A 21858-nucleotide genomic window follows, 5' to 3' on the forward strand; every position below is an offset into this window, starting at 1 on the left:
AGTGGCGACAAAAAAAACTTATAAAATTGTATTGTCTGGCGGCGGAACAGGAGGGCATATTTATCCTGCTATAGCTATTGCAAATGAATTGAAGCGTCGTTTTGAAGATGCTGAATTTTTATTTGTGGGAGCAAAAGATAGAATGGAAATGGAAAAAATACCACAGGCCGGGTATAAAATTGAAGGTCTGTGGATTTCCGGAATTCAGCGTCAGTTAACGATGAAGAATTTAATGTTTCCATTTAAATTAATGAGTAGTTTATATAACGCTCGAAAAATAGTGAAGTCGTTTAAGCCTGATGTGGCTATTGGAACAGGAGGTTTTGCCAGCGGACCATTATTGTACATGGCGTCTAAACATGGTATTCCGAGTTTAATACAGGAGCAGAATTCCTTTCCGGGAATTACTAACAAGTTGTTAGCAAAACACGTTCAGAAAATATGTGTGGCCTACGATGGTTTAGAGCGCTTTTTTCCAGCAGATAAAATTGTAAAAACAGGAAATCCTGTGCGAAGAAGCTTGTTAGATATTAATTCCAAAACAGAAGAAGCTAAAAAGTTATTTGATTTGAAGGAAGGCAAATTAACGCTTTTGGTTTTGGGAGGAAGTTTAGGAGCAAGACGTATTAATGAGCTTATCGAAAAAGAACTTGATTTCTTAGATACACAAAATGTTCAGGTGATCTGGCAGTGTGGTAAGTTGTATTACCAACAGTATAAAATTTATAATAATACTTTGAATGTACAGGTGCATGAGTTTTTGAATAATATGGATTTCGCTTATGCAGCAGCCGATATTGTCATATCTAGAGCGGGGGCGAGTTCGGTGTCAGAACTGTGTATTGTTGGTAAGCCGGTTATTTTTATTCCGTCGCCAAATGTGGCTGAAGATCATCAAACTAAAAATGCCATGGCTATTGTAGATCACAATGCAGCTATGATAATTAAAGAAGATGAGCTGGTTGTAGATTTTAAAAACAAGTTCTCACAGTTGGTCGCTTCGCCACAAAGACAAAAAGAATTAGGTGAAAATATAAAGAAAATAGCATTGGTTAATGCTACAAACGATATCGTAGACGAGGTTGAAAAGCTTCTAAAGGTTAAAAATTAAATGAATTTAAACAGCATACATAACGTTTATTTTGTAGGCATCGGAGGTATCGGTATGAGTGCTTTAGCTCGTTATTTTGTGGCTAATGGTAAATCTGTCGCAGGTTACGATAAAACACCAACCGATATAACTGCTAGTCTTGAAGACTTAGGTGTGGCTGTTCATTTTGAAGACGGAACAACAAATATTCCTTCCGAGTTTAAAAATGCTGAAACGACTTTAGTGGTGTTTACTCCGGCAATTCCTAAAGATCATGCCGAATTAAATTATTTTAAAGCTGGAGGTTTTCAGGTTTTAAAGCGTTCTCAAATTCTGGGTTTAATTACAGAAAACACTTTCTGCTTAGCTGTTGCGGGAACGCACGGAAAGACTACGACAACTAGTATTCTAGGACATTTAATGAATTCATGTAATGTGTCGGTTACGGCCTTTTTAGGAGGTATTAGCGAGAATTACAATTCAAATTTAATTTTGAATGGCACAGAAGTTTCCGTTGTGGAAGCCGATGAATTTGATCGTTCCTTTTTAACCTTATCACCAGACTTAGCATGTATCACCTCTATGGATGCCGATCATTTAGATATTTATGGTGATGCCTCGGAATTGAAAAAGTCGTTTGAAGATTTTTCAAAGCGGGTAAAGCTGAATGGGAAATTGTTTGTTAAAAATGGATTACCTATTTCTGGGATTACTTACGGCATTGAAGACGACGCTGATTACAGCGCAAAAAATATAAAAATAGTAAACGGTGCTTATGTGTTTGATGTAAAAACACCGACCACAGTACTAGAAAATTTAGAATTTAACCTGCCCGGTAGACATAATTTGTCGAATGCATTAATAGCCTTGGCGATGGCTGTAGAATATGGTTGCCCTAACCAGCAGCTCGCCAAAGCTTTAGCATCTTACAAAGGTGTAAAACGTCGATTTACTTATCAGATCAAATCTGAAAATCTGGTGTTTATCGATGATTATGCACATCACCCGGAAGAAATTAATGCAGTACATCAAGCGGTAAGGGAGATGTATCCTGATAAGAAAGTGTTGGCTGTTTTTCAACCACATTTATTTAGTAGAACACGCGATTTTGCCGATGAATTTGCGGCAAGTTTAGCGCAGTTTGATGAATTGTTATTATTAGATATTTACCCGGCACGCGAGTTGCCTATTCAAGGCGTAACATCGCAGTGGCTATTAGAAAAAGTAAATAGCAGTAATAAGAAATTGGTAAGTAAAGATAATCTGTTAACCGAAATCCATAAAAGTGAGGCACAAGTCATTCTTACTATAGGAGCAGGTGACATAGGAGAAGAAGTAAAACGAATAAAAAAAGAATTTAACGTTGCGAATTAATTGGCATTACATAAAAATGGGCGTATTAATCATTCTGGTTGGGTTTCTGTTTGCGTTTGCATCTAACAGAAATGCCTCTAGGGTAGTTATGTCTCCCAACGTTAAATTTATTGGAGAAAATAATTTATACATTACAGATGAGGCTGTTAGTAAATTGTTAATACAAAATTTTGGTGAAGTAAAAAATGTTGCTAAAGAAACTTTAGATTTGAGTGAGTTAGAGAATGCCCTAAAATCTAATCCAATGATCAAAAATGCAGAAGTGTATCTTGCTGTAAACGGTACACTTAATGCAGAAGTAGAACAAAAAACACCTATTGCAAGAGTTAGCACTAATGCATCGTATTACATAGATAGTGATGGCAAATACATGCCTTTATCTGGTAATTACTCTGCGCGTGTGCCGCTGGTTACTGGTTTTATTGAAAAAAATAATTTAGCAAAGGTTTACACTGTAGCCAAAAAGATTATAACCGATGACTTTCTAAAAAAACATGTTATAGAAATTCATCAAAGCAAAGACGAGATTATATTTTTAAAACTCAGACAATGCAACTTTTTAGTACAGTTAGGCGATACTAAATTTTTAAATAAGAAGATTAATAATCTTAAAGCGTTTTATCAGAAGAATTTAAAAGAAAACACGCTTAAGAATTATAGTAAGGTCAATTTGCAGTTTGACAACCAAGTAGTATGTACCAAAATTTAAGCAATGGAGCATAATTTAGCAGTAGGATTAGACATTGGAACCACAAAAATTGTGGCCATGATTGGGCGTAAAAACGAATACGGCAAAGTCGAAATTTTAGGCATTGGTAGGTCTAAAAGTTTGGGCGTGCACCGAGGTGTAGTCAATAACATTACGCAAACTATTCAATCTATTCAGCAGGCAGTTCAGGAAGCCGAAGCTGCTGCCGGTATGAAAATAGAAAATGTTACTGTTGGCATTGCAGGACAACACATTCGAAGCTTACAACACAGCGATTATATTACCCGAGCCAATTCTGAAACGGTTATCGACGATGATGATATCGATCGATTAATCAATCAGGTACATAAATTAGTGATGCTTCCAGGTGAAGAAATCATTCACGTGTTGCCACAGGAATACAAAGTCGATGGTCAGGCGGAAATTAAAGAGCCTATCGGAATGTATGGCGGTCGTTTAGAAGCCAATTTCCATGTGGTTGTTGGTCAGGTGTCTTCTATTAGAAATATCGGACGTTGCGTGAAAAGTTCTGGTTTAAATTTAGAAGGCATCACCTTAGAGCCGTTGGCGTCTGCCAATGCGGTGTTAAGTCAGGAAGAGAAAGAAGCGGGCGTAGCACTTATCGATATCGGTGGTGGTACGACCGATTTAGCCATTTTCAGAGACGGTATCATTCGTCATACAGCGGTTATTCCTTTTGGGGGAAATGTGATTACTGAAGATATCAAGGAAGGCTGTTCCATTATTGAAAAGCAAGCCGAATTGTTGAAAATCAAATTTGGTTCGGCATGGCCGGGGGAAAATAAAGACAACGAGATTGTTTCTATTCCGGGTTTACGTGGTCGTGAACCAAAAGAAATCACATTAAAAAACTTATCTAAAATCATTCACGCGCGCGTGGTTGAAATTGTCGAACAGGTTTACGTAGAAATTAAAAACTACGGACACGAAGAACAGAAAAAGAAACTTATTGCTGGAATTGTTTTAACAGGAGGGGGCGCTCAGTTAAAACATTTGAAGCAATTAGTAGAATATATAACAGGTATGGATACCAGAATAGGATATCCTAACGAGCATTTAGCAGGCGATAGTGATGATGAGATTACAAGCCCTCTATATGCTACGGCCGTAGGTTTGGTATTAGATGGGTTAAAACGCCATGAAAGAAGACGCGTAGAGCAACAGGAAGAAGTTATTGAAGAAGAAACACCTGTAGTTGAAGATGCAGCGGAAATACTAACTGAAGAACAACAAGAACAACCAGAACCACAACCTGTAAAAGAACGCCGTTCGTTTTTAGATAAGTTAACAGAACGTGTCAAAGATTTTTTAGATAACGCCGAATAAATCACTCAAAGAAAGCCCAATGGGTTTTCAAGAGCAAATAAGTATAGAACCCGAGAGCAATCTCGATATTTTAAAACTCGATTATCGAGGATAAAAAATAGAAAAACGAATAAAGAAAGATTAAAATTATACCAGTAAAACAGAATTTATGAGCAGCAAAAAAGAATTCGAAAGCATCGCATTTGATTTACCAAAAAATCAATCAAATGTTATTAAAGTTATTGGTGTTGGTGGTGGCGGTAGCAACGCTATCAATCACATGTTCCAACAAGGTATTAAAGGAGTAGATTTTTACATTTGTAATACTGATGCCCAGGCCCTTCAAAACAGTGGTGTACCAAACAAAATCCAGTTAGGTGTGAACTTAACCGAAGGATTAGGTGCAGGTGCCAATCCGGAAGTTGGTAAAAATTCAGCCGTTGAAAGTTTTGAAGACATTGCAACGATGTTGGATACCAATACAAAAATGGTATTCATTACTGCCGGAATGGGTGGAGGTACCGGTACAGGTGCAGCGCCTATTATTGCTAAGATGTCTAAAGATTTAGATATTTTAACAGTAGGTATTGTTACTATGCCATTCCAGTTCGAAGGTAAAATGCGTATCGAACAAGCACAAAAAGGTATTGAAGAATTGCGAGATGTAGTCGATTCGTTAATTGTAATAAACAATAATAAACTACGTGAAGTTTATGGGAATCTTGGGTTTAAAGCCGGGTTCTCTAAAGCCGACGAAGTGTTATCCACAGCTGCTCGTGGTATAGCCGAAGTTATTACACACCACTACACTCAAAATATCGATTTACGTGATGCTAAAACCGTATTAAGTAACAGTGGAACCGCTATCATGGGATCGGCAATTGCTGCTGGACAAAACCGCGCTCAAGATGCTATTCGAAAAGCTTTAGATTCTCCATTATTAAACGATAACAAGATTACAGGGGCAAAAAACGTATTATTATTAATCGTTTCAGGTTCGCATGAAATCACCATTGACGAGATTGGAGAAATCAACGATCACATTCAAAATGAAGCAGGTCACGGTGCCAACATCATTATGGGGGTTGGTGAAGACGACGCTTTAGAAGAGTCAATCGCTGTAACCATTATAGCTACGGGTTTTAACGTAGAACAACAGGATGAGATTTCCAATACCGAAACTAAAAAAGTAGTACACTCTTTGGGGAGTGACGATGTAGAGTCAAAGCCGGTGGCTAAAGTAAAAGATCCGGTTATTATTGAGCCTATAATTGAGTTAGAGGAAAAGAAAGTGCCGCCGGTTGTTAGACATACTTTAGATTTTGATATGGAAGAGGAGGAGCCCGTTTTTGAAAAAAAGCCGGAAACCAACCAAAAACCTACTAACGATTTTGATTTCGTTCCAACATCTCAGTTTATAAGAAATATTAATGTGCAGTACGAAGAAGTAAAAGCACATATTGAAGAAGACGACGATTTTGTTATCAAACCGGTCACCAGAATGTCTAAGCCAGAACCGATTGTGGATGTTGAGGAAGAAAAACAAATTACCTTAACGTTCGATTTACCAATTTCTAACGAAGAAAAAGCTCAGCCAAAACAAGCGCAGGAACCAAAACATTTTGAGTTAGATGAAGATGTAAAACACATTCAGGTTAATGATTATGTAGAGCTCATTCCGGTAAACGAGACCAACGAAAAAGGTGATATTCGTTATGCTCTGGAAGATTACGCTGAGCCTGAAACTTCTTCCAAAGCTAAAAAGCAAACCAATGTATTAGAAGACTATGATCAAGATGTAGTATTCGAGAAAAAGGTGTTAAGAAGTGAAGTTTCAGAAGCTACTCCAGCTGAAGAAATTGATCCTATGAACAGTCCGATTTCAGATATGTTGAAAGAACGTGCCGAAGAACGCAGACGTAAAATGAAAGACTTTAACTATAAGTTTAATAATGCCAAAATAGACGATATAGAAAAAGTACCGGCTTACAAGCGTCAGGGAGTAAATTTAAATGAAGCAAGACATTCATCAGAAACCAATATGTCAAGAACCAGTGTAGGTTTAGACGATAATGATGATATTCAGTTAAGAAGTAATAATTCATTTTTACATGACAATGTAGATTAATTTAGTACACTACCCTTTTCTATGTTATGGATCCCGTAAAGTCCCTCTCTCAGCTTTACGGGTTTTTTTATGCATTCAAATTTTATAATGCACATCAGGAATGAATCTATTTTTCTTATTATATTCGCAATCAAATAAAATATACCAATGAGTTTACAACAAGATATCATGACGGCGTTAAAAGAAGCCATGAAAGCTAAAGATCAAACAGCTTTAACGGCTTTAAGAGCAGTAAAATCAGCTATTTTATTAGCGCAAACCGAAACTGGAGGTCAGGACGAGTTAACCGAAGAGCAAGAGCTTAAAATGCTTCAGAAATTGGTAAAGCAACGTAAAGACAGCGCTGCGATTTATTTAGAGCAGGGACGAGAGGATTTAGCGGCTCCTGAATTGGCAGAAGCTGAAGTAATTAGTCAGTTTTTACCAGAAGCCTTATCGGAAGAGGAAATTGCAAAGGTTATAGAAAGAGTTATTGCTGAAACCGGAGCACAAGGTATGAAAGATATGGGTAAAGTTATGGGGGTTGTATCTCAGGAATTGACAGGTAAAGCCGATGGTAAAACCATTTCAACTATTGTTAGACAAAAACTAGCATAATAATATTATCTCTTTTAAAGAGATTTAGGCTGCGTAGTTCAATTGGATAGAATATCAGATTTCGGCTCTGAGGGTTGGGGGTTCGAATCCCTTCGCGGTCACTAAAACACTATTTAACTTATTGTTTTATAGTGTTTTTTAGGTTTTTAAAGGTGGTTTTAGTCCACATGTAGTCCATTTTAGCCTTTAATAAAAAAAAATGTAGACTTCTTATGTATTGTTTTAGTACAATATAGCCCGTTAACATTATGTAGTAAAAGTAGTAGCATAGCCTTCTGCTTTACTAAAAGAATCTTTTATGTTGTTAAATATGTTAAATGGGTTTAAATGAATTTTTTTGAGTACTGCTTAGAAAACGGATTAAATGTGTGTTCGTTCCGCAGAGGAGTTCCTAAAGGGTATACAGAACAGGATTTTATTAAAGAGCTTAAATTGTTAGCTCAGAGTGTTTCGGAAGACAATGCATTAAGCTTTGACAGCCAGTTGGCGAACATTATTTTAAAAACACCTACTCAGCCTGCTTTATCTTTTATATTGAGTTTTTTTTATGATGAAGGTTTTGAGCCAAATATAGATATTGAAGAATTTGAAAAAACATGTCAAAGGCTGTTTTCTTGTGGCGATTACTCGGAATATGAGAAAATTAGAATACAGGCTATTGTCCTTAGTTGTACCATTGAATATGTTTCAGCTAAAGAACGTTTTGAGGTAATTGGTAGAAAATGTACGTTGCCATTTTTTATTGATGTAAAAGGAAAGTATGTGGTTAATAATATCACTGCAATTTTAGAGGACTACTGTAAGCAGGTCATAATTTATCTTATCGAAGAGGTACAGGGTTTACCACCAATTATTCAAGTCGAGACTCTTGAAAAATTTATTAGGGGTGTGTATACTCTAAATATTCCACAAGATAGCCCCGTTTGTAAAGCTGATATACGAAGATTAAACGACTTTATTGAGTCTATGCCTTCGTTGAGGTATGCTGCTGTCAAAAGGGCTGAAATGGAGTGTCTTTCGCCTGAAGTTATTCAGCATGTCAATCCATATCCACATATTTTTACCAATAAAGGTTATCAGGTATTTAAAGCTTTCTTAGATGAAAAGCAATTATTAACCCCTACAGATTACGCTTTTGTTTTTAGAGCTTTGGAGCGTGAAGACTTATTACTTGATGTTAAACATGCTGTTTACTTAGAAGTTTTATGTAATGATTTTAATGTAGAACTAACAAAAATACATGCGTATAGTAAGATAGCGTCATCAGAGCGATTGTTAATTTTTAATGCTGTAAAATAGGGTAACAGTTTGTAGTTAAGCGCTTTGGTTTGTTGTACTTGAGAAAGTACTAAATCGTACTGTTCTTAGTACTCTTTAGATTAGACTTTCGCACCATAATTCAAATACGTTTAAAATAATATGAAACAGACGATGATTTATGGTGTTACACCTGAAGAGTTAAACGAAACCGTTCAAAAAGGTATTGAAGCTCGTTTAGATGATTTAAAAGAGTATTTTCAACCTAAAACTCCTGAAGAACTACTAACGAAAAAAGAAACCTGTGAGCTTTTAAAAATAAAGCTTACGTGCCTGCACAACTGGGCGGAAAACGGAATTCTAAAGAAATATGGTTTAGGGGGTAAGGTTTACTTTAAAAGAAGTGAGATTGAAAGTGCTTTAGTTGAATTAAAAAGTGCTAAAGCATGATTTCTCTAATGGTTGATTTTATAAAGGTATCAGTTGATAAAAGCTTTGAAAAACGTTTGTTGGAGAACCAAAAGTTAGAATTCAATTGTAAGATATGTTATAGTACAGGAGTTGTGGATAGTAACTTTTTGTATGCCGAATATAAAGGGCTACGGTTTAACATAATAAATTCTGAAAACGACTGCAAACAAACGGTTATTACGCTCGAAGGGAGCTTACACAAGTTTTGGAACGATGGAAAGCATAACCATAACGACTTCACGAATACCAATCTGGATGAGGTGTTGAACGAATTAGTTCATCAGTTTGGGTTATGGCCGTCGGACATGCGTTTAAGGCAAATTGAATTTGGCGTTAATATTAGATATCCCGAATGTGTAGATGAAATTATGAATGGTTGTTTAGAGCATAAGGCAAAACCGTTTAAATATACTTTTGTTAGGGATGAAGGCAAGTATATACAGGCAAAGCATGAAAATTATATTGTTAAGCTTTACGACAAACAGTTACAAAATTGTAAACGTTACCCTGATTTAGAGCCAATCATGCGTTTTGAAGTAGGGTATAAGAGAATGTATTCACTTAATAAAAAAGGCATCTATACACTCCAAGACTTAGTGAATTACGGTTTGGAAGAGTTTGGCGAAGAGCTTGTTTGCTATTGGGAGGCTATTCTTTTTTATGATGCTAAGGTTTTCGATGGCTCTGATAAGCAATATATCTATAGTAATCCTAAGTATTGGAGGGAGCTTAGCTCAACGAATTTTAATTACCACAGAGGTCAAATGAGAAAAGCGTTAAGTAAAAGCTCAAAAAGTATAAAAAGAACGATTAGGGCATTGATTAAAGAAAAGAGTGAGCAGTTAGTAAGTCATACTGTGTGAATTCACACTTATTATATCTGTTGGTATTAACATAGTAACTGTAGTTTTAATGATGTCTTTTAGCTTTAGTATTTACTCGTGTAAAAGTTTATAGAGTTAAGCCGTAATGAGCTAAAAAAAAAAGGCTTTTATAGGCTCTTTCTTTATGAGACTAAATTTTTTAAAAATATAGACATCTTTTATATGTGTTTTACCCCCTCCGTCAATAAAATTCGTTTTTCCAAAAGAGGGGGTGTTGTGTTGAGGTGTATAAGAAAGTCACATTCAAGACCAGATAAAATTTTTTGTATAGTAGAAATATTTAGTTGTTTATAGGCTCTTTAATGCTACTTATGCTCTGAAAGTGTAATGTAGGGTTGTAATGATGTTCTATGATGCTTTTTATCTAGGTTTAACGGATAATGGAGTTATTCGATTAGTACTTTATTGTTTGCGTGTAAGTGTTTTTTTGTGGGAAATAATGATTCAAGCTTACTTATACAAAAGAATTTGAAAATTGTTAATTATATTAAAGTCGAGTTATTAAGGGGTGCTTTATTGTATAAATGGAGGTTTCAGTATAATTTTTTAAAAAATTAGTATTAGTCTATGCTACGGTAGTAATAATTATCTATTTTGGTAAGAAAAGGCTTATTTGCTTAAAAAAGGGTATATTGGTCATTCTAAATCACTAAAGCAGCTCTGGTTAAGTGTATAGACTGAATATAAGCTGCATAGGAGGATGTTTGTATTTAGGTAAAAGGAAACACTAATTAATGAAATTATATTTGAAATACGAATAAGAAGTGTAATATGGCTGTAGAAAAAGACTTTATAAAAAGAGAGGTTGAAAAATTAATTTTATTATTAACGAGCTTAATTGAAAAAGTTAGTGGGATTAATTCTAGCAACGCCCAAAGAGGGATTGAGGAGGTAAATCAAGTTCTTAAAATTCAATTCGACTTGACCCTTAAAGATTTTACTTTATTGGATGACGAAGATATATTGAAAAGAATAACTAACATGCACGACTCTCACATCGATAAAACAATTGAGTTAATATATGCGTTTGTTCAAAATTCTGAACTCGATGGGGTAAGTGAAGTTTATGATAAAGGCACACTTTCGGCTAAGGCAATTTTGCTTATAGACTACCTAAATGAAAAGTCAAATACTTTTTCAATGAAAAGGATGAGCTTAAAAAAAACATTACAATATCGTATATAAAATTGCGAATTGAGGCTTCTTACCTACGAGTTTTATTTCGATGTGTTTTTTAAAGTAATTATTGTATAAAATTAAATTAAACTTAAAAATGATAAAAATAATTTTAACCACAACACTGTTATTAGTATTAAGTCCGCTCGGATTTTCGCAAAATTTTGATAAGGTAAAGTTAGATAATTATTTAAATACACTTGAACAAAACAATAAGTTTATGGGGAGTGTTGCTGTTTCAAAAAACGGAGAAATCATTTACACGAAAGCAATTGGGTATGCAGACATTGAAAATAGAATTAAGGCAACTGAAAACACAAAGTACAGAATAGGTTCAATTTCTAAATCGTTTACAGCGGTTTTAGTTTTAAAAGCAGCTGAAGATATGAAATTAGACTTAAATCAAACTATAGATAAATGGTTTCCTGTAATCGTAAATGCTGATAGAATAACGGTAAAACACTTATTGAGTCATAGAAGCGGGATACACAATTTTACGAATAACAAGGACTATTTAAGTTGGAACACTCAGTTAAAAACAGAGGCTGAAATGCTTGAAATTATCGTAGAAGGAGGTAGTGTTTTTACACCAGATAGTAAAGCTGAATACAGTAATTCGAATTATGTTCTACTATCATACATTCTTGAAAAGGTATTTGAAAAATCTTATTCTGAGCTGCTAAATGAGGTTATTGTTAAACCAATTGGTTTGGTGCATACTTATGTTTTTGGGAAAATCGATTCAAGTAAAAACGAATGTAAATCATACAGTTTTGTGGGAGCTTGGAATGTCGAAGCTGAAACACACTTTACAGTTCCGTTAGGAGCAGGAGCTATTCTTTCTACACCAAGCGACTTGACGAAATTTTCGGATGCTTTGTTTAGTGGAAAGCTTTTGAAGCCTGAAAGCCTTGCAATAATGAAAACCGTAAAAGATGGATACGGAATGGGGGTGTTTAAAATTCCTTTTTATTCAAGTGTGGGTTATGGTCACACAGGCGGTATTGATGGGTTTAGCTCTGTTTTTTCATGTTTTCCTGACGACAATATTTCATATGCTTTAATTTCAAACGGAACAAATTTTAACAATAACGATATATCAATTGCTGTTCTTAGTGCAGTTTATGGTAAAACTTTCGAAGTGCCTGTTTTTACATCTTATAACTTAACTTCAGGTGACTTAGATAAGTATTTAGGGGTTTATGCATCTAAACAAATTCCCTTGAAAATTATAGTTACAAAAGACCGAAATACATTAAAGGCACAGGCAACAGGTCAGCCAGTTTTTGCACTTGAAGCAACAGACAAGGATAAATTTAAGCTTAATCAGGTCGGTGCAAAATTTGAATTTAACCCATCAGAAGAAACAATGATATTATTTCAAGGTGGCGGACAAATTAAATTTATGAAAGAGTAAAGAAAGTGTTTAAATATGCCCTTTTGTAATGTTTATCCTCTATGTATGCGCAATTAAGAGATTTTAATTTAACATAAAAACAAACGGTTTCGATTTTTATCGAAGCCGTTTTTTATAGTTTAAGAGTTGTGTTTTATACGGCCTTTAGTTTTCTTTTTTTTTGTTGCTTTTTCATTTCTTCTTTTTCAATCTGTAGCATCATTGAGCCTAAGAATTCCGAGTTACTTGAGCCTGTTCTTCCTACGTATCGTAAAAACTGAGATTCTGAAGCGTGGCCAGTTGCGGAGCGTAGGAGTGAGGTGGGGATTATACCGTAATAGTTAGTAGCATAAGAACGTCTGCCAATATGAGTGCTTATAGCGTCGTATTTAGGGACTTCTTTTTCTTCATACCTGTTGGTTTCTTTGTTTTTAAAGTGGTGTATTACAGCTGTGTTAATGCCAGCTTCTTTACATACCTTTTTAATGAGTTTGTTGTAAATAGCCTTATTGCTGTCTACATTTTTAGAAAAGTTAGGAGGGAAGTTGCCGTTTCTCTTGTCAAGTATGTTTATTACTGTTGAAATTAATGGTATCTCTACAGGTTGTTCTGTTTTTTCTTGCTTCACGAAGAGATAATAACCTCCCTTAATATGCTTTATCGAGTCTTTTGTGAACCGCATAAAGTCAGATACCCTTTGAGCTGTGTAGCAACTTATAACTAACCAGTCTCTTGCAGCGTCTAAGGTTTCGTCTGTAATTACAGCTTCTTGTATTTTGTTGATTTCTTCAAAGCTGAGGTGAATGTGCTCTCTTTTTGTGTATTTGTAGCCGTTGGTTAAAAACTGTAAATCTGGGTGGGTTTTAATGCCACTTTCCATAGCATGCGTACAAACCGTTTTAATCATTTTAAGCGTTTTTAAGGCTGTATTGTTGTTATATCCGTCTTCAATACACCAAGCGTAAAAGCGTCTGCTAAAAAGCTTATTTACTTCTTGTATAAGTGTTCTGCCGTTAGCTTTTTCATATTTTTCTATTCGAGCCTTAATACTTTTGTTTCTTTTGTAAGTGCTATGTTTAAGCGAGCCTTGTTTAAACTCTAAGTACTTGTCGAAATAAGCCGTTAAAGTGTTAGGAAGCTCTTGTTTACTTTTTGGTGGGAATATAATTTCTTGTAACCATTTCGAGTCTATAACCTCGTAATCTTTCTTATCGTTAAACCTGTCAGTTATTATTGATTGTAGGCTGTCAAGTTCCTGTTGTAGATTGATAAGGGTTTTGTTGTGTTTTTGAGCTTGTTCTTTCTTGTCCGCCGATATTCTGCCCGAAGTACTTTTTAGCTTTACTTTTCCTTTCTCGAAGTCTTCGGTATTTACAGAGTAGCCACTTTTCGATTTGGCATCAATAGATTTACCCTCCCTGAGTCTAACGTAAATGGTAGCAGGGTTCTTGTTGGATTGTAGAAAGAATTTTATTGTCATCGTGGTCTTTTTTCGGCTAAGTTAAAATTTTAGTCCATATGTAGTCCATGTTTTTAAGTTTTTTATGAATAATTTTGAATGAATTTGAAATGTTTTAATGGTTATTAAGCTCTTGTTTTATTGGTGTTTTGGTGTTTTTTTTGTTGGGGTTTAGTAAATTCGATTTTTTAAGTATTCACAAATTCGAATCCCTTCGCGGTCACTAAAACGCTATGTAATTCTAAGGAATTATGTGGCGTTTTTGTTTAAACAATATTCAGCGCAATATTAACCATGTTGTCAAACGTACTTTCACGGTCTTTAGTACTTGTTGTTTCTTCCGATACTAATGAGTCGGAAATGGTTAAAATAGACAGTGCATTCACTTTATGTTTTGCCGCAATCGAATAAAGTCCTGCGGTTTCCATCTCTACACAAAGTACACCGTAATCGGCCCAGGTTTTATAAAACTCCGGGTTATCATCATAAAACACATCGGCTGTTAATACATTTCCGGCATGAATAGGAATATTCTTTGATTTCGCGTAATCAACAGCTTTTTCAAATAGATTATAACTGGCTGTAGGCGCATAAGTGTAATGACCGAATTTAGAGCTGTTAATAGCTGAGGTTGATGAAGCAGCCATGGCAATAATAACATCTTTTAGTTTTACATGCTTTTGGTAAGAACCGGCTGTTCCAACGCGTATCAGGTTTTTAACACTGTAATCATTAATGAGTTCATGGTAATAAATTAAAGCAGAAGGTACACCCATACCACTGGCTTGAACCGATATACGTTTCCCTTTGTAATATCCTGTAAAACCAAGCATGCCACGAACCTGATTATAGCAAACAACATCATCTAAAAAGGTATTGGCAATCCATTGGGCACGGAGAGGGTCTCCAGGTAATAAAACGGTCTCTGCAATGGCTCCTTTTTCAGCTTCAATATGAACACTCATTCTTAATAAAGATTAAATTGTAATGATCTTTAAAGTTAACAATTATCGCTTAACCAAAAGCTGACAATATTCAGAAAGCTAGGTTTTAATGAAGATCAGATTGAAGATTATCTTAATAAATATGTGGTAACTGATATTTATCATATTATAAGGTGGTGATATATGTTATTTTTAGAAAAGTAAATTAATAATCAAAATTAATGGTCATGTCACTCACAAAGTTTAACAACCGAAACAGATTATTTCCTTGGAATAATCTTGACTTAAAGAGCTTTTTAAGCTCTGATGACTTTTTTAATTCAGATTTTTTTGCAGAAGAAGGCTTGATGCCCGCTATGAACGTAAAAGAACATCATACCGATTTTGAAATTGAATTCGCCGCCCCGGGATTCAATAAAAAAGATTTTGAAGTGACTATTGAAGACAATGTCTTGTATGTAAGTGGTGAAAAACACATGGAAAAAGAAGAGAAAGAAGATGACTTTACACGTAAAGAGTTTAGTTATAATTCATTTAAACGCTCTTTAAGACTTCCAGAATCTGTTGACGTAAACAAAGAAATTGATGCAACTTACAAAAATGGCATTCTTAAATTAAATCTTTTAAAAAAAGAACCTGTAAATGAGATTCCTAAAAAGGTAGTAGAAATTAATTAAAGCATTAAACGGTAGAAAGCCTTCGGGCTTTCTGCTTAACTTTTTAAAATCACATTGTTGAATTAATACCATAACATATGGGAAAGGACTTCTAAAATTAAATACGCAGTATAATCTCATCTATTTGTTAAGGAGAGGAAGAGTTTTTTAACAAATAGCAATTTTTTTTTTTTTTTAGCCTTGCTGTTCGCAGCGAGGCTTTTTACTTGGTCTTTATAACAGGTTTTTAAAAAATGTTTAAAAAACAACCCTTTTTTTAACTAAGTTTATCCATTAGTAACCCAAATATATTAGTCATTTTATGTTAAATCTGATTCTAGCAAAAGATATGGAAATAGGTAGCATTGTGCTACTCGGATTTTTATTAGTAGCTCTTACAGCTATCATTTTTAATTATATCTTTAAAATGATTGAAATGGCTTATGTAATGCGTTACCGAAAACCTATGTACAATCATGTATATCTTTATCTAAAACGTTTAAATAAGAGTCAGAAATTAATTCTGGAAAAGCAATTTACCTTTTATAATAAGTTGCCTGAAAAGTCTAAACGCTATTTTGAGCATCGTGTGTTTTGCTTTATCGAAGATAAAGAGTTTATTGGCAGAGCAGGTGTAGAGATTAACGATGAAATTAAAGTGCTTATTTCAGCCACAGCCATTATGCTAACTTTTGGTTTCAGAGATTTCTACATTGGTCTTATTTCTAAAATTGTAGTATATCCTAGTAAGTTTTATTCTAAAACGAATGAAGCCTACCATAAAGGTGAGTTTAATCCAAAATTGGAGACTTTGGTGGTGTCGTGGGAAGATTTTAAAGAAGGTTATAAAACTAATCAAGATAATTTGAATTTGGGTATTCACGAGTTAACTCATGCCATTCATATTAATAGTATAAAAGAACGTGATGTAAGTTCGACCATTTTTAGTGATACATTTAAAGAATTATCTGATTTGTTGGTAAATGATGAAGCCTTGCGAACGCGTTTAATGACCTCGGGATACTTTAGGAAATATGCATTTACCAACCAGTTTGAATTTTTAGCTGTAGTTATTGAAAATTTTATTGAAACTCCATTAGAATTTAAAAGGCAATTTCCGGAGGTGTATGTAAAAGTGAAGCAAATGCTAAATTTTAGAATAGCCAATTATTAAGGTGTTAAAAATCAGCACCGCATGCTAAATACAGGAGTGCTGATTTTTAGAAATAATTAGAGTTGACCTCTTATTTCTCCTGAGCCAATTTGTTGTGTGTGTACATTTACGTATATGAGCCCAGTTCTAATGGCTTCGATAAGCTCAGACATAGTTGATAGGTTTCCTGTTATATCTGATTCAATAATATCTCCTTCAGCTAAAACACCGTTTGAAACACCAGAAGGTTGTCCATTTCTATTATCATAGAGCCAAACGACAATTCCTCCATTTGTACCGGCTTCCCCTAGGTGAAAGTGAGACATGGTCACATTTTCAATATTAGCCACAATAAGTTTATAATGAATCATATTCTCCTCTTTATTGATGTCAACTATGGCTTGACCAACAGCCTTCGAGTCGTTTGGAGAGGTTTCATTGTTAGCTTTCAAGGTTGTTGTAAAGTGTAGTTTTTTACTTGTGTCAGTATGCTTTTTAATAGTCATTTTACTATTAATTTCTGAAAGGCTGATAGAGCTGTTTTCCGAAATAGTGATGGGGTCGTTCGAGCAGGAGTACAGAATAAAGGTCATTGCAAAAAGTAAAACTTTACTTTTCGTAAAATAATTAGTTGTTTTCATAATAAGTTATTTAGTATTTAGTTTTACCAGCTAAAACATAAAATCTGGGGAAGTTTAGTATGTGTCACTAAATGAGTTAGATATCTATTAAGTTAATGAAATTTTTTTGTTCTACGAAAATTAATCGACAACCGTTTTTTTTTACGCCCTGTAGTTGAGGAATTAATCCCCTTTTTTAGTGGACATGACATTTGTCATGAAACAAAAGGGTGTTCTTTATTAACTTTATTAAGTAAAACAGTAAAGAAGATGATACGTACAACACCAGTTTCGATGATAATGACAACACCTGTTATTACATTAAAAGAGAATGATAATTTAGACATTGCGGAGCACCTTTTTAAAGCCAACCACATTAGACATATACCGGTGGTTTCTGGTTTTTATGTGAAAGGTATGTTAAGCTACAGTGATTTACTGAGACTTAGTTTTGCTGATTTAGCAGAGAATCAGGACGATGATACAGATATTTTGGTATATAAAATGTTTAAAGTTAAACAGGTAATGACCAAAAATGTATTGACCGTATCCTCTACAAGTACAATAAAAGAAGTTGCTGAGATATTTACAGAACATGAATTTCATGCGTTGCCGGTTGTAGATAGTAATAGACTAGTAGGGATTGTTACAACAACCGATCTTATAAAGTATTTATTAAATCATTTTTGATAAATACTCTGAACTTAAACTAACCTTTTTTTATATGTCATTTAAAACCAATAAACTATGAATGCTTTAATTCCTGTTTCAGATATTATGACTCAAAATGTCGTAGCGCTGAATAGAACCGACGATTTAGAACGTGCCGAGGCCTTGTTTAATCAATATCGAATTAAACATATTCCGGTTGTGTGTAAAGATGTTGTAATTGGTATGCTAAGTTTTACAGATCTTCAAAAAATAAGTTTAGCAGAAGCTACCAATGATGAACACGATATTAATACCGTAGTTTATAATAGTTATACCATAGAACAGGTCATGACTAAACGTGTAGTAACCATAACACCAGACACCTCTATAAAAGAGGCTGCTACTATTTTGTCAACCAGTTCGTTTCATGCCTTGCCTGTTGTAGAGGAAGGTATGTTAATAGGTATTGTTACAACAAGAGACTTGTTGAGATTTTATGTGAAAAACTTTTAAGAGTTAGCAATTCCTCTTAAGTCTTTAATCGTTTCAATAGGGTTATCACTTTTAAATACGTAACTACCAGCAACTAAAACATCGGCACCGGCATCTACAAGTGCTTTTGCATTTTTGTTGGTTACGCCACCATCAATTTCAATGATGGTAGAAGCTTCTTTGCGCTCGATTAAAGCTTTCAATTGTTTTACTTTTTCGTATGTGTTTTCAATAAAACTTTGTCCACCAAAACCAGGGTTAACACTCATAATTAATACTAAATCGATATCATTAATCGTGTCTTCCAAAAGGTTAACGTTAGTATGCGGGTTTAACGATACACCTGCTTTCATGCCTTCTGCTTTTATAGCCTGAATTGTACGGTGTAAATGAGTACAAGCTTCGTAGTGCACAGTTAAAACATCACTGCCTAAATCGGCAAAAGTTTTAATATAACGGTCAGGATCTACGATCATTAAATGTACATCCAAAGTTTTTTTAGCATGTCTGCCTATGGCTTCTAAAACAGGCATACCAAAAGAAATGTTAGGAACAAAAACACCATCCATAATGTCTATATGAAACCAATCGGCATCACTTTGATTAACCATTTCGATATCGCGTTGAAGGTTAGCAAAATCTGCAGCTAGTAATGATGGGGCAATTAATTTAGAACTCATGTTGTGTGTTTTTGTAAATTTTTTGCAAATATAGAAAAGGCTTATCATTAAAAGGTTAAATATTGCATAAAATAAACCCCCGGTAATCAGCCGGGGGTTCTTTCATCAATCAAAAAACGAACAGTTATGTTGTAACTGTTGTTACGGTTATTTAGTCGTAAAAAGTTTACTAACCTAAATATGTTTTTAATATTTTACTTCTAGACGTATGTTTTAATCTACGAATAGCTTTTTCTTTAATTTGTCTAACACGCTCACGAGTTAAATCGAAGGTTTCTCCAATTTCCTCAAGTGTCATTGGGTGTTGGTTTCCTAAACCAAAATACAGGCGAATTACGTCGGCTTCACGAGGCGTTAAAGTTTCTAGAGCACGTTCAATCTCGGTACGAAGCGATTCGTGTAATAATTCTCTGTCTGGGTTTGGCGACTCACCACTGTTTAAAACATCGTATAAGTTAGAATCTTCACCTTCAACTAAAGGCGCATCCATACTTACGTGACGACCTGAGTTTTTCATAGACTCTTTAACATCGTTAATGGTCATGTCTAACTCTTTAGCAATCTCTTCCGCACTTGGTGGACGCTCATGGCTTTGTTCTAAGAACGCGAAGGTTTTATTAATTTTATTAATAGAACCAATTTTGTTAAGCGGTAAACGCACAATACGTGACTGCTCTGCTAATGCTTGTAAAATGGATTGACGAATCCACCAAACAGCATATGAGATGAATTTAAAACCACGAGTTTCATCGAAACGCTGAGCGGCTTTAATTAATCCTAGGTTACCTTCGTTAATTAAATCGGGAAGGGTTAAACCTTGGTTTTGGTATTGTTTAGCTACCGATACAACGAAACGTAAATTAGCTTTAGTTAATTTTTCTAAAGCTACCTGATCTCCAGCTTTAATGCGTTGTGCTAATTCTACTTCTTCGTCGGCTGTAATTAAGTCAACTTTACCAATTTCTTGTAAATACTTATCTAGCGAAGCTGTTTCTCTGTTGGTAACCTGCTTCGTAATTTTAAGTTGTCTCATTTAAAAAGTGCTCCTGTGAATAATTATATGAATATTACTTTTGTATATAGTTATACGTAAAAAGACAAAAAAATGTTACAAAAATTATTAAATTCTTTTTTTTGTCCGCTTTTTAAGACACTCAACCTATATGCAAGTCACATGGTTTAAGCAGGTTCAGCCAATTAAAGTTTAATTAAATTTTTATTGTTGAGGTTTATGGAGTCTAGCATTTCCTGAGTGAATGCATAATGACCTCGTGCAGTAATTAACCTAAACCTCGACGATTTCATTGCACTTAAGGTGTTTAGAAAAATCCATTTAGATTTTAATAAATTAGGTTTTTCAGATTTTAAACTAATATCGAAATAATACTTTCGCCCCTCTTTAGTAGCTACTACATCTGGTGTGATAGATATGTTGCTACCGGCTTTGGTGTAGGATTTTGGGGTTTCGTAGCCGTCAATATCGGCTTTGATGTGTTCAAAACCGTGGTTCTCTAAATACTGAATGGAATCTTTTAGAATGTCTGAATATTTTGCTTTGTCTTCGTAAATCATAATCCGTAAGATAATGAAAATGAGAGTTAAATGAAAATAAAGTTAGAGGTTTAACGAATTTTTAGTTAAATGTAAGTCATTTTATCTCCCATATTGATGCGTTCTTTTGCAATGGAAATTTTTTGGTGAACTTTCTTAAAAAATATGGTTCTGTCTCTTTCTCCTGTTGTTGTTAATAATTTAGAGTTTGACATTAGTTTTTGCAAAAACTCGTACATCATTTCGCAGGTTTCCTTGTGTTCCACTTTAAAATAACTCAATACAGTAAAAGGAGAAAAGAATATTTTGCCGTACGGAGTTATTACCATTATGGTGTTAGAAAGTGTTTGTAAATCACATTTATATAACATAAATGAGTTTGAGGAATTTTGTACCCCTATACTTTGGTTGATGGTTTTATCTTCAACATGATTGATAACATCTCTAATGTCGTCGCAAATTTGTAAGGCATATTCTTTAGATACTAGTCCAGCCTCAAAATAATATAAGACCTGCTGAATAGAACCGTTAACAGTATTGTCGCTCCAAAGTTCTATTATGTTTGTGTGTTTATAAATTTCTCCTAAATCAAAAGCACTTGTTAGTAAAGATTTAGGGATGGTTTGTACCCAGTCATCAAACGAAATTTTACTTTTTGCCATTTCTACGTTTAAATCCTTGAGCCAGACATACATTTTGTATCTCGTGAGAAGCGAGTCTGTGAGGGTATGAAATATTGGAATGTCTTTACTGGAATAAATAAATTGAGCGTTTTTTATTTTTTTTACAGTAATTACATGTTTTGTAGATTCTCGAATCCAATGTTCAAGCCCTTTAACATCGTTTATTGGAGGGGATAGTTCGGTAACGATGGAGTTTTTATTTCCTATTTCAAAGAGTTTGTTTAAAGAAATATTAAAGTGTTTGGCAAGTTTTACACTTTCATCTAAAGTTAAACTTGTTTTCAGGTTTATTCGTCTGTACGCAGCATCGTAACCAATATCAAGTATCTCTGCAATTTCATTAACGAAAGAATTGGTATTATTGGTTTTGTTTTTTAAAGATTGAATGAATAGTTCTTGCATTTTTTAAAAATTGCAAGTAGGTTGGCGTTAGGTCTTGTAAAAATTACAAAAAATAAATGAATTTAACGCTAAAAGTATAAATGTTTTGTGAAATATATCGCATAATTTTATATCTATATAGGCTAATATGTGAATAATGAGCGGATAATGTTTGTTTTC

General features: G+C 34.3%; 22 protein-coding genes and 1 tRNA gene. 16 read left to right on the forward strand and 7 right to left on the reverse strand.

The features are described 5' to 3' along the window. Nucleotide 1: 1 nt before the first annotated feature. From murG to ICJ84_RS12945, 12 genes are all read left to right on the forward strand, one after another. Nucleotides 2-1111, forward strand: a complete 1110-nt coding sequence (gene murG, locus ICJ84_RS12890; protein WP_188216826.1) for an undecaprenyldiphospho-muramoylpentapeptide beta-N-acetylglucosaminyltransferase — start codon at nucleotides 2-4, stop codon at nucleotides 1109-1111. Continuing rightward, a complete protein-coding gene (gene murC, locus ICJ84_RS12895; RefSeq protein WP_188216827.1) occupies nucleotides 1112-2464 on the forward strand; it encodes a UDP-N-acetylmuramate--L-alanine ligase in 1353 nt (450 codons plus the stop codon). It abuts the gene before it with no gap. 16 nt (nucleotides 2465-2480) lie between these two features. Further along, nucleotides 2481-3173, forward strand: a complete 693-nt coding sequence (locus tag ICJ84_RS12900) for a cell division protein FtsQ/DivIB (protein ID WP_317173667.1) — start codon at nucleotides 2481-2483, stop codon at nucleotides 3171-3173. Nucleotides 3174-3176: 3 nt separating this feature from the next. After that, nucleotides 3177-4520: a cell division protein FtsA gene (gene ftsA / locus ICJ84_RS12905; RefSeq protein WP_188216829.1), complete on the forward strand. Its 1344-nt coding sequence runs from the start codon at nucleotides 3177-3179 to the stop codon at nucleotides 4518-4520. Between the two features lie 148 nt (nucleotides 4521-4668). Then, complete coding sequence (gene ftsZ / locus ICJ84_RS12910; RefSeq protein WP_188216830.1) at nucleotides 4669-6627, forward strand: cell division protein FtsZ; 1959 nt, start codon at nucleotides 4669-4671, stop codon at nucleotides 6625-6627. A gap of 147 nt (nucleotides 6628-6774) precedes the next feature. Next, nucleotides 6775-7224: a GatB/YqeY domain-containing protein gene (locus ICJ84_RS12915; protein WP_188216831.1), complete on the forward strand. Its 450-nt coding sequence runs from the start codon at nucleotides 6775-6777 to the stop codon at nucleotides 7222-7224. Nucleotides 7225-7251: 27 nt separating this feature from the next. Continuing rightward, nucleotides 7252-7325 (forward strand) — tRNA-Arg (locus ICJ84_RS12920). Nucleotides 7326-7551: 226 nt separating this feature from the next. Beyond that, nucleotides 7552-8523 (forward strand): hypothetical protein, encoded by a 972-nt coding sequence (locus tag ICJ84_RS12925; protein WP_188216832.1) that lies wholly within the window; start codon nucleotides 7552-7554, stop codon nucleotides 8521-8523. Nucleotides 8524-8643: 120 nt separating this feature from the next. After that, nucleotides 8644-8931 (forward strand): helix-turn-helix domain-containing protein, encoded by a 288-nt coding sequence (locus ICJ84_RS12930; RefSeq protein ID WP_188216833.1) that lies wholly within the window; start codon nucleotides 8644-8646, stop codon nucleotides 8929-8931. Beyond that, nucleotides 8928-9815, forward strand: a complete 888-nt coding sequence (locus ICJ84_RS12935; RefSeq protein ID WP_188216834.1) for a M14 family metallopeptidase — start codon at nucleotides 8928-8930, stop codon at nucleotides 9813-9815. Before ICJ84_RS12930 ends, ICJ84_RS12935 begins: the two co-directional genes overlap by 4 nt. A 792-nt stretch (nucleotides 9816-10607) precedes the next feature. Further along, entirely contained in the window at nucleotides 10608-11021 is a 414-nt protein-coding gene (locus tag ICJ84_RS12940) for a hypothetical protein (protein WP_188216835.1), read from the forward strand. An 88-nt stretch (nucleotides 11022-11109) separates the two neighbouring features. Next, on the forward strand, nucleotides 11110-12429 hold the full coding sequence (locus ICJ84_RS12945) for a serine hydrolase domain-containing protein (protein WP_188216836.1): 1320 nt from the start codon (nucleotides 11110-11112) through the stop codon (nucleotides 12427-12429). Between the two features lie 133 nt (nucleotides 12430-12562). Here ICJ84_RS12945 and ICJ84_RS12950 read toward each other — a convergent pair whose 3' ends face one another. Continuing rightward, on the reverse strand, nucleotides 12563-13888 hold the full coding sequence (locus ICJ84_RS12950; RefSeq protein ID WP_188216837.1) for a phage integrase SAM-like domain-containing protein: 1326 nt from the start codon (nucleotides 13886-13888) through the stop codon (nucleotides 12563-12565). A 245-nt stretch (nucleotides 13889-14133) separates the two neighbouring features. Continuing rightward, nucleotides 14134-14832: a purine-nucleoside phosphorylase gene (gene deoD / locus ICJ84_RS12955; protein WP_188216838.1), complete on the reverse strand. Its 699-nt coding sequence runs from the start codon at nucleotides 14830-14832 to the stop codon at nucleotides 14134-14136. A gap of 206 nt (nucleotides 14833-15038) precedes the next feature. Between deoD and ICJ84_RS12960 the strand changes: the two genes are divergently transcribed. Both ICJ84_RS12960 and ICJ84_RS12965 read left to right on the forward strand, forming a co-directional pair. Next, nucleotides 15039-15488 carry an Hsp20/alpha crystallin family protein gene (locus tag ICJ84_RS12960; protein ID WP_188216839.1) on the forward strand — a complete coding sequence of 150 codons (450 nt, stop codon included), beginning with the start codon at nucleotides 15039-15041 and terminating at the stop codon, nucleotides 15486-15488. 301 nt (nucleotides 15489-15789) lie between these two features. After that, entirely contained in the window at nucleotides 15790-16641 is an 852-nt protein-coding gene (locus ICJ84_RS12965; protein WP_241748761.1) for a zinc-dependent peptidase, read from the forward strand. A 56-nt stretch (nucleotides 16642-16697) separates the two neighbouring features. Here the strand turns inward: ICJ84_RS12965 and ICJ84_RS12970 are convergent, their stop codons facing one another. Continuing rightward, nucleotides 16698-17261 (reverse strand): CHRD domain-containing protein, encoded by a 564-nt coding sequence (locus ICJ84_RS12970; RefSeq protein WP_188216841.1) that lies wholly within the window; start codon nucleotides 17259-17261, stop codon nucleotides 16698-16700. A gap of 249 nt (nucleotides 17262-17510) precedes the next feature. On the opposite strand from ICJ84_RS12970, the gene ICJ84_RS12975 reads away from it, so the two are divergent. Both ICJ84_RS12975 and ICJ84_RS12980 read left to right on the forward strand, forming a co-directional pair. Further along, a complete protein-coding gene (locus tag ICJ84_RS12975) occupies nucleotides 17511-17930 on the forward strand; it encodes a CBS domain-containing protein (RefSeq protein ID WP_188216842.1) in 420 nt (139 codons plus the stop codon). A 57-nt stretch (nucleotides 17931-17987) separates the two neighbouring features. Next, nucleotides 17988-18404 (forward strand): CBS domain-containing protein, encoded by a 417-nt coding sequence (locus ICJ84_RS12980; RefSeq protein WP_241748762.1) that lies wholly within the window; start codon nucleotides 17988-17990, stop codon nucleotides 18402-18404. Here ICJ84_RS12980 and rpe read toward each other — a convergent pair. The 4 genes from rpe to ICJ84_RS13000 form a co-directional block, all read right to left on the reverse strand. Then, nucleotides 18401-19063: a ribulose-phosphate 3-epimerase gene (gene rpe / locus ICJ84_RS12985; RefSeq protein ID WP_188216843.1), complete on the reverse strand. Its 663-nt coding sequence runs from the start codon at nucleotides 19061-19063 to the stop codon at nucleotides 18401-18403. The genes ICJ84_RS12980 and rpe overlap by 4 nt on opposite strands. 169 nt (nucleotides 19064-19232) lie before the next feature. Further along, nucleotides 19233-20096, reverse strand: coding sequence for a sigma-70 family RNA polymerase sigma factor (locus tag ICJ84_RS12990; RefSeq protein ID WP_042497104.1), 864 nt, complete (start codon nucleotides 20094-20096; stop codon nucleotides 19233-19235). Between the two features lie 164 nt (nucleotides 20097-20260). Then, nucleotides 20261-20635 (reverse strand): hypothetical protein, encoded by a 375-nt coding sequence (locus ICJ84_RS12995; protein ID WP_188216844.1) that lies wholly within the window; start codon nucleotides 20633-20635, stop codon nucleotides 20261-20263. A gap of 65 nt (nucleotides 20636-20700) precedes the next feature. Further along, nucleotides 20701-21699: a hypothetical protein gene (locus ICJ84_RS13000; RefSeq protein WP_188216845.1), complete on the reverse strand. Its 999-nt coding sequence runs from the start codon at nucleotides 21697-21699 to the stop codon at nucleotides 20701-20703. Nucleotides 21700-21858: the final 159 nt, after the last annotated feature.

The sequence above is a fragment of the Aestuariibaculum suncheonense genome, from assembly GCF_014596935.1.
GTDB lineage: Bacteria > Bacteroidota > Bacteroidia > Flavobacteriales > Flavobacteriaceae > Aestuariibaculum > Aestuariibaculum suncheonense.

Bases quoted from the DNA above. Each gene is read 5' to 3' on its own strand.
- rpe (WP_188216843.1), bottom strand. From the start codon at position 19,063: ATGAGTTCTAAATTAATTGCCCCATCATTACTAGCTGCAGATTTTGCT.
- ICJ84_RS12935 (WP_188216834.1), top strand. From the start codon at position 8,928: ATGATTTCTCTAATGGTTGATTTTATAAAGGTATCAGTTGATAAAAGC.
- ICJ84_RS12930 (WP_188216833.1), top strand. From the start codon at position 8,644: ATGAAACAGACGATGATTTATGGTGTTACACCTGAAGAGTTAAACGAA.
- ftsA (WP_188216829.1), top strand. From the start codon at position 3,177: ATGGAGCATAATTTAGCAGTAGGATTAGACATTGGAACCACAAAAATT.
- ICJ84_RS12990 (WP_042497104.1), bottom strand. From the start codon at position 20,096: ATGAGACAACTTAAAATTACGAAGCAGGTTACCAACAGAGAAACAGCT.
- ICJ84_RS12925 (WP_188216832.1), top strand. From the start codon at position 7,552: ATGAATTTTTTTGAGTACTGCTTAGAAAACGGATTAAATGTGTGTTCG.
- ICJ84_RS12965 (WP_241748761.1), top strand. From the start codon at position 15,790: ATGTTAAATCTGATTCTAGCAAAAGATATGGAAATAGGTAGCATTGTG.
- ICJ84_RS12960 (WP_188216839.1), top strand. From the start codon at position 15,039: ATGTCACTCACAAAGTTTAACAACCGAAACAGATTATTTCCTTGGAAT.
- ICJ84_RS12940 (WP_188216835.1), top strand. From the start codon at position 10,608: ATGGCTGTAGAAAAAGACTTTATAAAAAGAGAGGTTGAAAAATTAATT.
- ICJ84_RS12945 (WP_188216836.1), top strand. From the start codon at position 11,110: ATGATAAAAATAATTTTAACCACAACACTGTTATTAGTATTAAGTCCG.
- ICJ84_RS12970 (WP_188216841.1), bottom strand. From the start codon at position 17,261: ATGAAAACAACTAATTATTTTACGAAAAGTAAAGTTTTACTTTTTGCA.
- deoD (WP_188216838.1), bottom strand. From the start codon at position 14,832: ATGAGTGTTCATATTGAAGCTGAAAAAGGAGCCATTGCAGAGACCGTT.
- ICJ84_RS13000 (WP_188216845.1), bottom strand. From the start codon at position 21,699: ATGCAAGAACTATTCATTCAATCTTTAAAAAACAAAACCAATAATACC.
- murC (WP_188216827.1), top strand. From the start codon at position 1,112: ATGAATTTAAACAGCATACATAACGTTTATTTTGTAGGCATCGGAGGT.
- ftsZ (WP_188216830.1), top strand. From the start codon at position 4,669: ATGAGCAGCAAAAAAGAATTCGAAAGCATCGCATTTGATTTACCAAAA.
- ICJ84_RS12915 (WP_188216831.1), top strand. From the start codon at position 6,775: ATGAGTTTACAACAAGATATCATGACGGCGTTAAAAGAAGCCATGAAA.
- ICJ84_RS12995 (WP_188216844.1), bottom strand. From the start codon at position 20,635: ATGATTTACGAAGACAAAGCAAAATATTCAGACATTCTAAAAGATTCC.
- ICJ84_RS12980 (WP_241748762.1), top strand. From the start codon at position 17,988: ATGAATGCTTTAATTCCTGTTTCAGATATTATGACTCAAAATGTCGTA.
- ICJ84_RS12950 (WP_188216837.1), bottom strand. From the start codon at position 13,888: ATGACAATAAAATTCTTTCTACAATCCAACAAGAACCCTGCTACCATT.
- ICJ84_RS12900 (WP_317173667.1), top strand. From the start codon at position 2,481: ATGGGCGTATTAATCATTCTGGTTGGGTTTCTGTTTGCGTTTGCATCT.
- ICJ84_RS12975 (WP_188216842.1), top strand. From the start codon at position 17,511: ATGATACGTACAACACCAGTTTCGATGATAATGACAACACCTGTTATT.